Origin of the sequence: Curtobacterium sp. ER1/6, from assembly GCF_001742745.1 — a bacterium.
Lineage (GTDB): Bacteria > Actinomycetota > Actinomycetes > Actinomycetales > Microbacteriaceae > Curtobacterium > Curtobacterium citri.
Window position 1 is genome coordinate 299,342 of record NZ_MJAK01000001.1, and the last position, 15,791, is coordinate 315,132.

The 15,791-nt window shown below is 70.3% G+C and carries 11 protein-coding genes; all 11 read left to right on the top strand.

Going from position 1 to position 15,791, the window contains the following annotated elements; translation table 11 throughout:
* The first annotated feature begins 1 nt into the window (after position 1).
* The 11 genes from rpsA (at position 2) to tpiA (ending at position 15,765) form a co-directional block, all read left to right on the top strand.
* Entirely contained in the window at positions 2 to 1,471 is a 1,470-nt protein-coding gene (gene rpsA / locus Cus16_RS01350) for a 30S ribosomal protein S1 (protein WP_069710823.1), read from the top strand.
* Between the two features lie 90 nt (positions 1,472 to 1,561).
* Positions 1,562 to 2,164, top strand: coding sequence for a dephospho-CoA kinase (gene coaE / locus Cus16_RS01355; protein WP_069710824.1), 603 nt, complete (start codon positions 1,562 to 1,564; stop codon positions 2,162 to 2,164).
* Positions 2,165 to 2,219: 55 nt separating this feature from the next.
* Positions 2,220 to 4,304: an excinuclease ABC subunit UvrB gene (gene uvrB, locus Cus16_RS01360; protein ID WP_182047875.1), complete on the top strand. Its 2,085-nt coding sequence runs from the start codon at positions 2,220 to 2,222 to the stop codon at positions 4,302 to 4,304.
* Positions 4,294 to 5,208, top strand: coding sequence for an SDR family NAD(P)-dependent oxidoreductase (locus Cus16_RS01365; RefSeq protein ID WP_069710825.1), 915 nt, complete (start codon positions 4,294 to 4,296; stop codon positions 5,206 to 5,208). Before uvrB ends, Cus16_RS01365 begins: the two co-directional genes overlap by 11 nt.
* A 59-nt stretch (positions 5,209 to 5,267) precedes the next feature.
* Complete coding sequence (gene uvrA, locus Cus16_RS01370) at positions 5,268 to 8,279, top strand: excinuclease ABC subunit UvrA (RefSeq protein WP_223246480.1); 3,012 nt, start codon at positions 5,268 to 5,270, stop codon at positions 8,277 to 8,279.
* Positions 8,280 to 10,415, top strand: coding sequence for an excinuclease ABC subunit UvrC (gene uvrC, locus Cus16_RS01375; RefSeq protein WP_069710826.1), 2,136 nt, complete (start codon positions 8,280 to 8,282; stop codon positions 10,413 to 10,415).
* Between the two features lie 116 nt (positions 10,416 to 10,531).
* Positions 10,532 to 11,449 (top strand): RNase adapter RapZ, encoded by a 918-nt coding sequence (gene rapZ, locus Cus16_RS01380; RefSeq protein ID WP_069710827.1) that lies wholly within the window; start codon positions 10,532 to 10,534, stop codon positions 11,447 to 11,449.
* 76 nt (positions 11,450 to 11,525) lie between these two features.
* Positions 11,526 to 12,506 carry a DNA-binding protein WhiA gene (whiA, locus tag Cus16_RS01385; protein ID WP_069710828.1) on the top strand — a complete coding sequence of 327 codons (981 nt, stop codon included), beginning with the start codon at positions 11,526 to 11,528 and terminating at the stop codon, positions 12,504 to 12,506.
* A gap of 211 nt (positions 12,507 to 12,717) precedes the next feature.
* Complete coding sequence (gene gap / locus Cus16_RS01390) at positions 12,718 to 13,728, top strand: type I glyceraldehyde-3-phosphate dehydrogenase (RefSeq protein WP_069710829.1); 1,011 nt, start codon at positions 12,718 to 12,720, stop codon at positions 13,726 to 13,728.
* Positions 13,725 to 14,942, top strand: a complete 1,218-nt coding sequence (locus tag Cus16_RS01395) for a phosphoglycerate kinase (RefSeq protein WP_069710830.1) — start codon at positions 13,725 to 13,727, stop codon at positions 14,940 to 14,942. Before gap ends, Cus16_RS01395 begins: the two co-directional genes overlap by 4 nt.
* 43 nt (positions 14,943 to 14,985) lie before the next feature.
* On the top strand, positions 14,986 to 15,765 hold the full coding sequence (gene tpiA / locus Cus16_RS01400) for a triose-phosphate isomerase (protein ID WP_069710831.1): 780 nt from the start codon (positions 14,986 to 14,988) through the stop codon (positions 15,763 to 15,765).
* Positions 15,766 to 15,791: the final 26 nt, after the last annotated feature.

Genomic DNA, 15,791 nt, shown 5'->3' on the forward strand with positions numbered 1-15,791 from the left:
CATGACAACCACCACGACCAAGGCTCCCAAGCAGGTCGCCATCAACGACATCGGCTCGGCTGATGACTTCCTGGCCGAGGTCGAGAAGACCCTCAAGTTCTTCAACGACGGCGATCTGATCTCCGGAACCGTCGTGAAGATCGACCGCGACGAGGTCCTCCTCGACGTCGGCTACAAGACCGAGGGTGTCATCCCCTCGCGCGAACTCTCGATCAAGCACGACGTCGACCCCAACGAGGTCGTCGAGGTCGGCGACGAGGTCGAGGCCCTGGTCCTCCAGAAGGAGGACAAGGAAGGTCGCCTCATCCTGTCGAAGAAGCGTGCGCAGTACGAGCGCGCGTGGGGCGACGTCGAGAAGATCAAGGAGTCCGACGGCGTCGTGACCGGCACGGTCATCGAGGTCGTCAAGGGCGGCCTGATCGTCGACATCGGTCTCCGCGGCTTCCTCCCCGCCTCGCTCATCGAGCTGCGTCGCGTCCGCGACCTGACCCCGTACCTGGGCCAGGAGCTCGAGGCGAAGATCCTCGAACTCGACAAGAACCGCAACAACGTGGTCCTCTCGCGCCGCGCCCTGCTCGAGCAGACGCAGTCCGAGTCGCGCACCACCTTCCTCAACAACCTCCACAAGGGCCAGGTCCGCAAGGGCATCGTGTCGTCGATCGTCAACTTCGGTGCGTTCGTCGACCTGGGTGGCGTCGACGGTCTCGTCCACGTCTCCGAGCTCTCCTGGAAGCACATCGAGCACGCCAGCGAGGTCGTCGAGGTCGGTCAGGAAGTCACCGTCGAGATCCTCGAGGTGGACCTGGACCGCGAGCGCGTGTCGCTCTCGCTCAAGGCCACGCAGGAGGACCCGTGGCAGGTCTTCGCCCGCACCCACGCGATCGGTCAGATCGCGCCGGGCAAGGTCACGAAGCTCGTGCCGTTCGGTGCCTTCGTCCGCGTCGCGGACGGCATCGAGGGTCTCGTCCACATCTCGGAGCTCTCGAACAAGCACGTCGAGCTCGCCGAGCAGGTCGTCTCCGTCGGTGACGAGGTCTTCGTCAAGATCATCGACATCGACCTCGACCGTCGCCGCATCTCGCTCAGCCTCAAGCAGGCGAACGAGGGCGTGGACCCGGAGGGCACCGAGTTCGACCCGGCGCTCTACGGCATGCCGACCGAGTACGACGACCAGGGCAACTACAAGTACCCGGACGGCTTCGACCCGGAGACGAACGAGTGGCTCGAGGGCTACGACACCCAGCGCACCGAGTGGGAGGGCCAGTACGCGGCCGCCCAGTCGCGCTGGGAGGCCCACAAGGCGCAGGTCGCGAAGACCATCGCCGACGAGGCGCAGGGCAACTTCGACCTGCCGGCCAGCGCGTCGACCTCCTCGTCGTCGTCGTTCACGAGCGAGACGAACGGTCAGGGCACCCTGGCCGACGACGCTTCGCTCGCGGCGCTCCGCGAGAAGCTCAGCTCGAACAACTGATCGAGCGGGTCGCACCGTCCCGGAAGCCCGGCACCCCTCACGGGGTGCCGGGCTTCCGGCGTTCCACGGCGTGCTGGGTAGCCTGGGGCGGTGCGCATCATCGGTCTGACAGGCGGCATCGCCGCGGGCAAGTCCACCGTCTCCCGTCGTTGGGCGGAGCACGGTGCCGTCGTGGTCGACGCGGACCGGCTGGCGCGGGAGGCGGTCGCACCCGGCAGCCCCGGGCTCGCCCGTGTGGCGGAGCGGTTCGGGCCGGGCGTGCTCGCAGCCGACGGCTCGCTCGACCGCCCGGCGCTCGGCAGCATCGTGTTCGCGGACGCCGACGCCCGGCGGGACCTCGAGGCGATCACGCACCCGGAGGTCTGGCGGCTGGCGCAGCAGGCCTTCGACGCGGCCGAGGCCGCAGACCCGGAGGCGCTCGTCGTCTACGACGTCCCGCTGCTGGCCGAGGCCCGCGGCCGGCGTCCGATCGCCTTCGACGCCGTCGTCGTGGTGGACGCACCGGCCGCGCAGCGGGTCGAGCGGCTGGTGGCGTTCCGCGGCGCCACGCGGGACGAGGCCGAGCGGCGGGTCGGGGCACAGGCGTCCGACGCCGAGCGGCTGGCCCTCGCCGACCACGTCGTCGACGCCTCGGGGACGGTCGACGAGACGATCCGGTCCGCCGACGACGTCTGGGCACGCCTGACCCGCTGACGCTGTGGGCGATCAGGGCCGTCCGGTGTCGGCGGCGCCGACTACCGTTGCAGGCATGGCAGTGTCGATCGAGCCCACGCGGGCGATCCGTCCGTTCGAGGTCATCAGCGAGTACTCGCCGAGCGGCGACCAGCCGGCGGCGATCGCCGAACTCGCCGGCCGCATCAACGCCGGTGAGACCGACGTCGTGCTGCTCGGTGCCACCGGTACCGGCAAGTCCGCCACGACGGCCTGGCTCATCGAGCAGGTCCAGCGCCCGACGCTCGTCCTCGCGCACAACAAGACCCTCGCGGCGCAGCTCGCGAACGAGTTCCGTGGTCTGCTGCCGAACAACGCCGTCGAGTACTTCGTCTCGTACTACGACTACTACCAGCCCGAGGCCTACGTCCCGCAGACGGACACGTTCATCGAGAAGGACTCCTCGGTCAACGCCGAGGTCGAGCGCCTCCGGCACTCGACGACCAACTCGCTGCTGAGTCGCCGCGACGTCGTCGTGGTCTCGACCGTGTCCTGCATCTACGGCCTCGGGACGCCGGAGCAGTACATGAACGCGTCGATCGCGTTGCACGTCGGCCAGACCATCTCGCGCGATCAGCTCGTCCGGAAGTTCGTCGGGATGCAGTACCAGCGCAACGACGTCGACTTCGCGCGCGGCACCTTCCGGGTGCGCGGCGACACCATCGAGATCATCCCGATGTACGAGGAGCACGCGATCCGCATCGAGATGTTCGGTGACGAGATCGAGGCGCTCTCGTCACTGCACCCGCTCACCGGCAACGTGATCGCCGACCTGCCGGGCGTCTCGATCTTCCCGGCGTCGCACTACGTCGCCGACACCGACGTCATGCACCGCGCGATCGAGCGGATCAAGGACGAACTGGCCGACCGTCTCGCCGAGCTGGAGGGCCAGGGCAAGCTGCTCGAGGCCCAGCGGCTCCGGATGCGCACGACCTTCGACATCGAGATGATGGAGCAGATCGGCTTCTGCTCGGGCATCGAGAACTACTCGCGCCACATGGACGGCCGCGACGCCGGCGAGGCCCCGCACTGCCTCATCGACTACTTCCCGGACGACTTCCTCATCGTCATCGACGAGTCGCACGTCACGGTGCCGCAGATCGGCGCGATGTACGAGGGCGACGCCTCGCGCAAGCGCACCCTCGTCGAGCACGGCTTCCGCCTGCCGAGCGCCCTCGACAACCGCCCGCTGACGTGGGAGGAGTTCCTCGAGCGCGTCGGGCAGAAGGTGTACCTGTCCGCCACCCCCGGCAAGTACGAGCTCGGGGTCACGGACAGCGTCGTCGAGCAGATCATCCGCCCGACGGGCCTGGTCGACCCCGAGATCGTCGTCAAGCCGAGCGACGGCCAGATCGATGACCTGCTCGAGGAGATCAAGCTGCGCTCCGAGCGTGACGAGCGCGTGCTCGTCACGACGCTCACGAAGCGCATGGCCGAGGAGCTCACCGACTTCCTCGGCAACGCGGGGGTGCGGGTCCGGTACCTCCACTCCGACGTCGACACCCTCAAGCGCGTCGAGCTCCTCACCGAGCTGCGGCAGGGCGTGTACGACGTGCTGATCGGCATCAACCTGCTCCGCGAGGGGCTCGACCTGCCCGAGGTCTCGCTCGTCGCGATCCTCGACGCCGACAAGGAGGGCTTCCTGCGGTCCTCGACGTCGCTCATCCAGACCATCGGTCGCGCCGCCCGCAACGTGTCCGGCCAGGTGCTCATGTACGCGGACAAGATCACGGACTCGATGCGGCAGGCGATCGACGAGACCGACCGGCGTCGCGAGAAGCAGGTCGCGTACAACCTGGAGCACGGCATCGACCCGCAGCCGCTCCGCAAGAAGATCGCGGACATCACCGAGGTCCTACAGCGCGAGAGCGACGACACCAAGGCGCTGCTCCAGGGTCGCCCGGGTGCCGACGGACGTCGCTCGCCGACGCCGAACCTGCGACGCGAGGGCATCGCCGGCGAGGGCGCGACCCAGCTCGAGGCGACCATCGGCGACCTCAACGACCAGATGCTCCAGGCGGCGGCGGAGCTGAAGTTCGAGCTCGCGGCCCGCCTGCGCGACGAGGTCCAGGACCTCAAGAAGGCCCTGCGGCAGATGGAGTCGGCCGGCCATGTCCGGTGACGCCGGCCGTCGCACCGTCGTCGTCACCGGCGCCAGTGCGGGCCTGGGGTACCACGCCGCGGAGCAGCTCGCGGCGCAGGGTCACCGCGTCGTGCTGGCGACCCGGAACCCCGAGCGCGGTCTCGCGGCCGAGCGGAGCATCCGGGCGCACGTGGACGACGCCGACCTGGTGCACCTCCACCTCGACCTCGCCGACCTGGACAGCGTCCACGCCGCCGCCGCGACCCTCGCGGAGCTCGGACCGGTGCACGCGCTGCTCAACAACGCGGGTGTCGTGGGGTCGTCCGAGCAGCGGTCGACCGCTCAGGGACTCGAACTGCAGGTCGGCACGAACCACCTCGGGCACTTCGCCTGGACCGCGCTGGTGCTGCCCCTGCTCGACCAGGACGACGGCCGCGTGGTGCACCTCGGGTCGATCGCGCACCGCTTCGTCACCCTCGACCGGCGCGACCCCCTGGCGGTCGGTCGGTACGACGGCCACCGGCAGTACGCCCGGAGCAAGCTCGCCGTGATGCTGTTCGGCTTCGAGCTCGCGCAGCGGCTCGGCGACGCGGGTTCTGCGGTCCGGAGCGTCGTCGCGCACCCGGGGCTCGCGCTCGAAGCCGCCGGGCCCGCGCGTCCGGACGTCGCGCCGACCCGGTCCGAGCCCGCTTGGATGCGCGCCGGATCCGGGTGGATCGCCCAGGGCAAGGACGCCGGTGCCCGCCCGCTCGTGCACGCGGCCGTCGGCGACGGGGTCCGGTCGGGGGAGTACTGGGGACCGGACGGGCCGCTGCAGCTCGCGGGTGCGCCGGCGATCGTGCCGGCGCGGTCGCGGGCGCACGACCGCACGACGGCGGCACGGCTCTGGACCGCGAGCGAGCGGGCCACGGGCGTCGCGTTCGCTCTCGACGCACTCGTCTGAGTCGATCCGGTCCGCCACGCCGGGACGGATGTCGGTCGGGCTTCGTACAATCGTCTGCGATGACCATCACTTCTGACCGCGGAACCGCGACCCCGGGCGGGAGCGCCTTCGGCGAGCCCGCCGACCTCCACCTCCCCGGCGGGACCGCGCCGCACAGCACCTCGACGCTCAGCGTGCGCGGTGCCCGTGTCCACAACCTCCGCGACGTCGACCTCGAGATCCCCCGCGACTCGCTCGTGGTCTTCACCGGGCTCTCGGGCTCCGGCAAGTCCTCGCTCGCGTTCGACACGATCTTCGCCGAGGGCCAGCGCCGCTACGTCGAGTCGCTGTCCGCGTACGCGCGGCAGTTCCTCGGTCAGGTGGACCGTCCGGACGTCGACTTCATCGAGGGCCTGTCGCCCGCGGTGTCGATCGACCAGAAGTCGACGAACCGCAACCCGCGGTCGACCGTGGGCACGATCACCGAGGTCTACGACTACATGCGCCTGCTGTGGGCGCGCATCGGCGTCCCGCACTGCCCCGTCTGCGGCGAGGTGATCAGCAAGCAGAGCGTGCAGCAGATCGCCGACCAGCTCATGGCGTTCGAGTCGGGCACGCGGTTCCAGGTCCTGGCGCCCGTCGTCTCAAAGAAGAAGGGCGAGTTCGTCGACCTCTTCCAAGAGCTCGCAGCGTCCGGCTACGCCCGCGCGATCGTCGACGGGGAGCGCGTGCAGCTGAGCGACCCGCCGAAGCTCAAGAAGCAGGTCAAGCACGACATCGCGGTGATCGTCGACCGGCTCGTGGCGAGCGACGACATCCTCGGCCGGCTGACGGACTCGCTCGAGACCGCGCTGCGCCTGACGAACGGCACGGTGGCGATCGACCTCGTCGACCACGAGGGCCCCGGCGCGGTCCGGACGTACTCCGAGAACCTGTCCTGCCCGAACAACCACCCGCTCGCGCTGACCGAGATCGAGCCCCGCACGTTCTCGTTCAACGCGCCCTTCGGCGCGTGCCCCGAGTGCTCCGGCCTCGGGACCCGGATGTCCGTCGACCCGGACCTCGTGCTCGGCGACCCCGAGGCATCGCTCCGCGACGGCGTGCTGCTGCCGTGGACGGGCACGAGCGGGCTGTACTCGTACTTCGAGAAGCTCCTCTCCGGTCTGGGCAAGGACCTCGGGTTCGACCTGGACACCCCGTGGAACCGGCTCGACCCGACCGTGCAGGCGGCGATCCTGACCGGCAAGGACTTCCAGGTGTCGGTCTCGTGGAAGAACCGCTTCGGACGCGAGATGCGCTACACGAGCGGGTTCGAGGGCGTCATGCCCTACATCGAGCGCAAGTTCGCCGAGGCCGAGTCGGACTCGCAGCGACAGCGGTTCCAGGGCTACCTGCGCGAGGTCCCGTGCCCGGTGTGCGACGGCACGCGGCTGAAGCCCGAGGTCCTGGCCGTGACGGTCGACGGCCGCAGCATCGCCGACGTCACCGATATGTCCCTCGACCAGGCCTACGGGTTCATGGACGAGCTGACGCTCACCGACCGCGAGGCCCACATCGCCGCCGCGGTGCTCCGCGAGATCCGCGCCCGCCTCGAGTTCCTGCTCGAGGTCGGGCTCAACTACCTGACGCTGGCCCGCGGCGCGGGCGGCCTCTCCGGCGGCGAGGCCCAGCGCATCCGGCTCGCGACGCAGATCGGCTCCGGTCTGACCGGCGTGCTCTACGTCCTCGACGAGCCGAGCATCGGCCTCCACCAGCGGGACAACCGTCGGCTCATCGACACGCTCGTCAAGCTGAAGGACCTCGGCAACACGCTCATCGTCGTCGAGCACGACGAGGACACCATCCGCACGGCCGACTGGGTCGTCGACATCGGACCGGGCGCCGGCGTGAACGGCGGCAAGGTCGTGCACTCCGGGTCGTACGAGGGGATCATCGCCAACCACGAGTCCGTGACCGGTGACTACCTCGCCGGCCGCCGTGCGATCGAGGTGCCGTCCGAGCGTCGGAAGATCAACCCGAAGCGCGTCATCAGCGTGCAGGGCGCCCGCGCGAACAACCTCAAGCAGGTGGACGTCGACTTCCCGCTCGGCGTCTTCACCGCGGTCACCGGCGTCAGCGGGTCGGGCAAGTCGACGCTGGTCAACGACATCCTCTACAAGGTGCTCGCCAACCAGCTCAACGGCGCCCGGCACATCGCGGGCAAGCACACGCGTGTGAAGGGCCTCGACCAGCTCGACAAGGTCGTGCACGTCGACCAGGCGCCGATCGGCCGCACCCCGCGGTCCAACCCGGCGACCTACACCGGCGTCTTCGACCGCATCCGACAGCTCTTCGCCGAGACGCCCGAGGCGCAGGCACGCGGCTACCAGCCCGGGCGATTCAGCTTCAACGTCAAGGGCGGCCGCTGCGAGAACTGCTCGGGCGACGGCACGATCAAGATCGAGATGAACTTCCTGCCCGACGTCTACGTGGCGTGCGAGGTCTGCGGTGGTGCCCGGTACAACCGCGAGACGCTGCAGGTGCACTACAAGGGCAAGGACATCTCCGAGGTCCTCGACATGCCCATCAGCGAGGCAGCCGAGTTCTTCGAGCCGATCTCCGCCATCCACCGCTACATGGCGACGCTCGTCGACGTCGGGCTCGGCTACGTCCGGCTCGGACAGAGCGCCACCACGCTCTCCGGTGGCGAGGCGCAGCGCGTCAAGCTCGCGACCGAGCTCCAGCGTCGGTCGAACGGCCGCACGGTCTACGTGCTCGACGAGCCGACGACCGGTCTGCACTTCGAGGACGTCCGGAAGCTCCTGCTCGTCCTGCAGAGCCTGGTCGACAAGGGCAACACCGTCATCACCATCGAGCACAACCTCGACGTCATCAAGTCGGCCGACTGGCTCGTCGACATGGGTCCCGAGGGCGGCGCGGGCGGCGGCACGGTCCTGGCGGTCGGCACCCCCGAGCACGTCGCCGACGTGCCGGAGAGCCACACGGGCGTGTTCCTGCGCGAGATCTTCGACGCCCAGGACGCCCGCGTCGGCAAGCAGCAGGCCGTCGGTGCGCGCCAGGCGACGCAGCAGCAGAAGGCGGGTGCTCGGTAGGTGGCGGACACCGTCTCCTGGCGGCCGAAGGCGGGGGAGATCCCGACCGACCCCGGTGTGTACCGGTGGCGTGACGAGGCCGGTCGGGTGCTCTACGTCGGCAAGGCGAAGAACCTCCGTGCGCGGCTGAGCAACTACTTCGCACCGCTGCCGACGCTGCACGAGCGCACGCGCCGCATGGTCCTGACGGCGCGCAGCGTCGAGTGGACCACGGTCGGCTCCGAGATCGAGGCGCTCCAGCTCGAGTACACGTGGATCAAGGAGTTCGACCCGCCCTTCAACGTCAAGTTCCGGGACGACAAGTCGTACCCGTACATGGCGATCACCCTGGGCGAGGAGGCGCCCCGGGTGATGGTGACGCGGAACCGGAAGATCAAGGGCGCCAAGTACTTCGGGCCGTACCCGAAGATCTGGGCGGTGCACGACACCATCGACCTGATGATCAAGGTCTTCCCGATCCGGACCTGTTCGGACTCTTCGTACAAGAAGGCCATGCAGACCGGCAAGCCGTGCTTCCCGGGGCAGATCGGCAAGTGCGGCGGCCCCTGCTCGCAGAAGGTCACGATCGCCGAGCACCGTGCGGTGGTCGAGGAGTTCGTGCGGTTCATGGGCAGCTACGACCGGCGTGTGATCACCACGCTGCGGCAGCGCATGGGGGCCGCGGCCGACGCCATGGACTACGAGCAGGCCGCGAAGTACCGCGACCAGGTCGGTGCGCTCGAGGCGGTCCTCGAGAAGTCCGCGGTCGTGCTGCGCGACTCGGTCGACCTCGACCTGTTCGGTGTCGCGGAGGACGAGCTCGCGGCCGCGGTGCAGCTGTTCTCCGTGCGGGGCGGGCGCATCCGCGGTGTGCGGGGCTGGGTGGTCGACAAGGAGCTCGACATCAGCACCGGCGACCTCGTCGAGCAGATCGTGCAGGGCCAGTACGCCACGAGCGACGACGTCCCGCGCGAGATCGTCGTGCCGGAGCTCCCGGAGGACGCCGAGGCGCTGCAGCAGTGGCTCAGCGAACGCCGGGGCGGCCGCGGGACGAAGCTGAGCACCGCGCAGCGCGGGGACCGTGCCGGACTCGCCCGCACCGCCGCCCAGAACGCGGCGCAGGCGCTGATGCTCTACAAGACGAAGCGGAGTGCCGACTACACGACCCGCTCGGCGGCGCTGGCCGACATCCAGGACGCCCTCGGCATGACCGAGGCACCCCTGCGCATGGAGTGCTACGACATCTCGCACCTCCAGGGCACGAACGTCGTCGCCTCGATGGTGGTGTTCGAGGACGGGCTCCCGCGGAAGGACCAGTACCGGCGGTACACGATCGCGGAGACGACCGACGACACCGACAGCATGTACCAGGTGCTCTCACGGCGGCTGGCGCGTCTCGACGAGGACGCCGCCGCACCCGACGTCCCGAATGCGACGAGCGACGAGGTCGTCGAGGGGACGAAGCCGACGAAGCGGTTCGCCTACCGTCCGCAGTTGCTCATCGTCGACGGCGGGCAACCGCAGGTGCAGGCGGCGAAGCGGGCGATGGACGAGGCCGGCGTGCACGACATCGCGCTCGTCGGCATCGCGAAGCGCCTCGAGGAGCTCTGGCTGCCCGACGACGACTTCCCGGTGATCATGCCGCGGAACTCGGAGGCGCTGTTCCTGATCCAGCGGATCCGCGACGAGGCGCACCGGTTCGCGATCACGCACCAGCGGACGCGACGGAAGCGCGACGTGCGGTCGCAGCTGTCGGAGATCCCGGGCCTCGGCCCGACGCGGGTCAACGCGCTGCTGAAGCACTTCGGGTCGGTGGCGCGCCTCCGCGAGGCGACGGCCGACCAGATCGCCGAGGTGAACGGCGTCGGACCGGCGACGGCCGCCGCGGTCGTCACGAAGCTGGCGCAGACGCCGCAGAGCGCCCCGACCGGGAGCGCACCGACCGGGAGCGCACCGACGGCCAGCGCCCCGACCGCCAGTGCCCGAACCGCCGGCGACCCGACCGACGCGGCCCCGCCGACCGACGCGGCCCCGCCGACCGACGCGACCCCGCCGACCGACGTGACCGGCGGGACGGACCCGACCGGTGCCTCCCGTCCGACCGGTCCCGTCCGCGTCCCCGACGTCACGGCGGACGGTCCGCACCGCCCGCTGTGACCGTCTCCGGGACGACCGGGCCCCGGCCCGGCCCGCGCCGCGGGCGATAGCCTGGACCAGCAGCCGAGACCTCCCCGGGCCGACGCCCGGGCCGCCACGACGGAGCCCTCCCACACATGAGCGACACGAGCGACACGAGCACCCCGACCGAGACGGCCCGCGCGCAGCAGCAGCACGACATCCTGATCGTCACCGGCATGTCCGGCGCCGGCCGGTCGACGGTCGGCAAGGCGCTCGAGGACCTCGGCTGGTACGTCGTCGACAACCTGCCCACGCAGATGCTCGGTCCGCTCACCGAGCTCGCCGACCGCGCGGGCGAGAAGATCCCGAAGATCGCCACGGTGGTCGACGTCCGCGGCGGCCGGTTCTTCACCGACCCCGAGCAGGCCGTCGAGCAGGTCCGGACGAGTGCGTCGGCGCGGGTCCGGGTGCTCTTCCTCGAGGCGACCGACGCCGTGCTCGTCCGCCGCTTCGAGCAGGTCCGGCGACCGCACCCGCTGCAGGGGGACGGCACGCTCCTCGACGGCATCGGGCTCGAACGGTCGCGGCTGTCCGGGCTCCGCGAGGCCGCCGACGTCGTCATCGACACCTCGGACCTCAACATCCACCAGCTCGCGAACACCGTGACCGACCGGTTCGCCGACGACCACTTCGTCGGCGTCCAGGTCACGCTGATGAGCTTCGGCTTCAAGTACGGACTCCCGGCCGACGCCGACATGGTGGCCGACGTGCGCTTCATCCCGAATCCCTACTGGGTGCCGGAACTCCGCCCGCACACCGGCCTCGACGCGCCCGTCTCGGAGTACGTCCTGGCGCAGCCGGGAGCCCGGTCGTTCGTCGAGCGGTACGCCGCCGTGCTCGAGCCGGTGCTGGCCGGCTACCAGCGCGAGAACAAAAGACACGCTACGATCGCCATCGGCTGTACCGGCGGCAAGCACCGCTCGGTCGCCGTCGTCGCCGAGTTGGCGAACCTCCTCCGCGGGATGCCCGACGTCGCCGTGCGTGTGAAGAACCGAGATCTCGGCCGGGAGTGACCGTCCCTCCGGCCGCTCCACACGGACGTGCGCCGGAGCCGCGGACCCCACCAGAAGAAACGTTAGGAATGATGCTGTGCCGTTGACTGCCGAGGTCAAGGACGAACTGGCCAGGGTCGTCGTGAACCGCAACACGGTCCGCGCCGCCGAACTCGCGACCATCCTGCGGTTCGCGGGCGGCCTGCACGTCATCTCGGGCAGGATCGCGGTCGAGGTCGAACTCGACACCCGGATCATCGTCCACCGCGTGCGCAAGGACCTGGCGGAGCTGTACGGCGTGCGGAGCGAGGCGTCGGTGGGGTCGTCCGCCTCCTCCCGTCGCGGCACCCGCTACCTGGTCCGCGTGCTCGAGGCGGGGGAGACGCTCGCCCGCCAGACCGGTCTGATGGACGCCCGTCGTCGCCCCGTCCGCGGGCTGCCGAACCGGCTCACCACGGGCAACCGCGAGGACCTCGCCGCCATCTGGCGCGGCGCCTTCCTCGCCTCCGGCACGCTGACCGACCCGGGTCGTGCCGCGGCCCTGGAGGTCACGTGCCCCGGGAACGAGGCCGCCATGGCACTCGTCGGCGCCGCGTCGCGACTCGGCATCGCGGCGAAGGGTCGCGAGGTCCGGGGCGTCCACCGCGTCGTCATCCGCGACGGCGAGGCGATCGGGCAGATGCTCACCGTGATGGGTGCCGCCCGCACCACCGCCGAGTGGGAGGAGATGCGCCAGCGCCGCGAGGTCCGCGCCACCGCCAACCGCCTCGTGAACTTCGACGACGCGAACCTCCGTCGTTCGGCGCAGGCCGCCGTCGCCGCGTGTGCCCGGGTCGAGCGCGCGCTCGAGATCCTCGGCGACGAGGTCCCGGACCACCTGAAGTACGCCGGCTCCCTGCGCCTCGAGCACCGCGACGCGTCGCTCGACGAGCTCGGCCAGCACGCCGACCCGCCCATGACGAAGGACGCCATCGCCGGTCGCATCCGCCGACTCCTCGCGATGGCCGACAAGAAGGCCGTCGACGACGGCATCCCGGGTACCGAGGCGAGCGTGCCGGAGGAGCTCGAGGGCGTCTGATCGCGGCTCTGACGACCGGTGCGGACGGGAGGCGCGGTGCCAGCTGGCACCGCGCCTCCCGTCCGTCACACGGCGGTGGTCCGCAGCGTCCGACTGCTAGGGTCGTTACGGCGACGTTACGGGGCGTATCGTCCACCACACGTGGGCCCGACGGGCCCACGACCTCCGAAAGCAGCGCCCCCGGGGCGCTCCACACCCACCAGGAGATCCATTGACCGTCAAGATCGGCATCAACGGCTTCGGCCGCATCGGCCGTAACTTCTTCCGGGCCGCCCTCGCGAAGGGCTCCGACCTCGAGATCGTGGCGGTGAACGACCTCACCGACAACGCGGCCCTCGCGAACCTCCTGAAGTTCGACTCCGTCACCGGTCGTCTCGGCGTCTCCGTCGAGCTCGACGGCGACAGCATCGTCGTCGACGGCAAGCCGATCAAGGTCCTCGCGGAGCGCGACCCCGCCAACCTCCCCTGGGGCGAGCTGGGCGTCGACATCGTCATCGAGTCGACCGGCTTCTTCACCAAGGCCGCCGACGCGCAGAAGCACATCGACGCCGGCGCCAAGAAGGTCATCATCTCGGCCCCCGCCACCGGCGACGACGTCACCATCGTCCTCGGCGTGAACGAGGGCGAGTACGACCCGGCGAACCACAACATCATCTCGAACGCCTCGTGCACCACGAACAGCCTCGCGCCGCTCGCCAAGGTGTTCCACGACAAGTTCGGCATCGAGCGCGGTCTCATGACGACGGTGCACGCCTACACCGCCGACCAGAACCTGCAGGACGGCCCGCACAAGGACCCGCGTCGTGCCCGTGCCGCCGCGCTGAACATCGTCCCGACCTCGACCGGCGCCGCGAAGGCCATCGGCCAGGTCATGCCGGAGCTCGCCGGCAAGCTCGACGGCTACGCCCTGCGCGTGCCGGTCCCGACCGGTTCGATCACCGACCTCACCCTCGAGACGAAGTCCCCGGTCACGGTCGACGAGATCAACGCCGCGTACAAGGAGGCCGCCGAGGGCCCGCTCAAGGGCATCCTGCTCTACAGCGAGGACCCGCTGGTGTCGACCGACATCACGACGGACCCGCACTCCTCGATCTACGACTCCGGTCTCACCAAGGTCATCGGTGGCCTCGTGAAGATCACCTCGTGGTACGACAACGAGTGGGGCTACTCGAACCGCCTCGTCGACCTCACCGAGTACGTGGGCGAGCGACTCTCGGCATGAGCCTCCGCACCCTCGAGGACCTCGGCGACCTCGCCGGCAAGCGCGTCGTCGTCCGCTGCGACCTGAACGTCCCGCTCAAGGACGGCCGGATCACGGACGACGGACGCGTACGGGCGTCGCTCGGCACGCTGAACACCCTGGTCAACGCCGGCGCGCGGGTCATCGTGATCTCGCACCTCGGTCGGCCCGACGGGTCGCCGGCACCGGAGTACTCGCTCGCCCCCGTGGCGCAGCGCCTCTCCGAGCTGCTGGGCAAGGAGGTCACCTTCGTCGGCGAGACCGTCGGCGACGAGGCGACCGCCGCTGCCGAGGCCCTCGGGGACGGCGACGTCCTGCTGCTCGAGAACCTCCGGTTCAACCCGGAGGAGACCTCGAAGGACGCGTCGGAACGCCAGGCGTTCGCGGAGCGCATCGCGACGCTGGGCGACGCGTTCGTGTCCGACGGCTTCGGTGTCGTGCACCGCAAGCAGGCCTCGGTGTACGAGCTGGCCGCGGCGCTCCCCAGCGCCGCCGGCTCGCTCATCGAGTCCGAGCTCACGGTGCTCGAGCGCCTGACGAAGGACCCGGAGCGGCCGTACACGGTCGTGCTCGGCGGGTCGAAGGTCAGCGACAAGCTCGGCGTCATCGAGCACCTGCTCCCGCAGGTCGACACGCTCTGCATCGGCGGCGGCATGCTCTTCACCTTCCTCGCGGCCCAGGGCCACGGGGTGGCGAAGTCGCTGCTCGAGCAGGACCAGCTCGACACCGTCCGCGCCTACCTGTCGAAGGCCGACGAGCTCGGCGTCACGATCGACCTGCCGACCGACGTCGTGGTGGCCTCCGGGTTCGCCGCGGACGCGCAGCACGAGACGGTGGCGGCCGACGCGATCGAGTCCTCGTCGTTCGGCACGGACGGCATCGGTCTCGACATCGGCCCGGAGACGGCGACGCGCTTCGCGTCGGCGGTGTCCGGTTCGAAGACCGTGTTCTGGAACGGCCCGATGGGCGTGTTCGAGTTCCCGGCGTTCGCGGCCGGCACGAAGACCGTCGCGCAGGCCCTGACCGAGGTCGACGGCCTCGGCGTGGTCGGCGGTGGTGACTCCGCGGCGGCCGTCCGGTCGCTCGGGTTCTCGGACGACCGGTTCGGGCACATCTCGACCGGCGGCGGTGCCAGCCTCGAGTTCCTCGAGGGCAAGTCGCTGCCCGGTCTCGAAGCACTGGGGTGGTCCCGATGAGCCGTACGCCCTTCATCGCCGGCAACTCCGGGAAGGACGCAGCATGAACCGCCGTCCGTTCATCGCCGGCAACTGGAAGATGAACCTGGACCACCTCCAGGCCATCGCCACCGTGCAGAAGCTTGCGTGGACGTTGAAGGACGCCCGCCACGACCACGACGACGTCGAGGTCGCGGTGTTCCCGCCCTTCACCGACCTCCGCAGCGTGCAGACGCTCATCTCGGCGGACAAGCTGTCGATCCGCTTCGGCGCGCAGGACCTCTCGCAGTACGACTCCGGCGCCTACACCGGTGACGTCTCGGGGGCCTTCCTCGCCGCGCTCGACGCGCAGTACGTCATCGTCGGGCACTCCGAGCGTCGCACGATGCACGGGGAGACCGACGAGGTCGTCGCCGCGAAGACCGCCGCCGCCGTCAAGCACGGCATCGTGCCGGTCGTCTGCGTCGGGGAGACCGGCGAGGAGCGCGAGCAGCGCGGGGCGGGCGTCGTCCCGGTCGAGCAGCTGAACGTGGTCCTCGGTGCGGTGAAGCCGTCCGAGATCGTCGTGGCGTACGAGCCCGTCTGGGCCATCGGCTCCGGCCAGGCCGCCACGCCCGAGCAGGCGCAGGACGACTGCGCCGCCCTCCGTCGGGCCGTCGCCGCGGCGTGGGGCGACGAGGCCGCTGCGGCCACGCGGGTGCTCTACGGCGGTTCGGTGAAGTCGGGCAACATCGCCGGCTTCCTCCGCGAGCCCGACATCGACGGCGCGCTCGTCGGTGGTGCCTCGCTCGACGTGCAGGAGTTCGCGGCCATCGCGCGCTTCCGACAGCACGTCGGACTCTGATCCACCCCGTCCAGGCCGGTCGCGTC

Coding starts and splice junctions, on each gene's coding strand:
- Cus16_RS01365 (WP_069710825.1), top strand. CDS start 4,294: ATGTCCGGTGACGCCGGCCGTCGCACCGTCGTCGTCACCGGCGCCAGT.
- rpsA (WP_069710823.1), top strand. CDS start 2: ATGACAACCACCACGACCAAGGCTCCCAAGCAGGTCGCCATCAACGAC.
- rapZ (WP_069710827.1), top strand. CDS start 10,532: ATGAGCGACACGAGCGACACGAGCACCCCGACCGAGACGGCCCGCGCG.
- tpiA (WP_069710831.1), top strand. CDS start 14,986: ATGAACCGCCGTCCGTTCATCGCCGGCAACTGGAAGATGAACCTGGAC.
- uvrB (WP_182047875.1), top strand. CDS start 2,220: ATGGCAGTGTCGATCGAGCCCACGCGGGCGATCCGTCCGTTCGAGGTC.
- Cus16_RS01395 (WP_069710830.1), top strand. CDS start 13,725: ATGAGCCTCCGCACCCTCGAGGACCTCGGCGACCTCGCCGGCAAGCGC.
- uvrA (WP_223246480.1), top strand. CDS start 5,268: ATGACCATCACTTCTGACCGCGGAACCGCGACCCCGGGCGGGAGCGCC.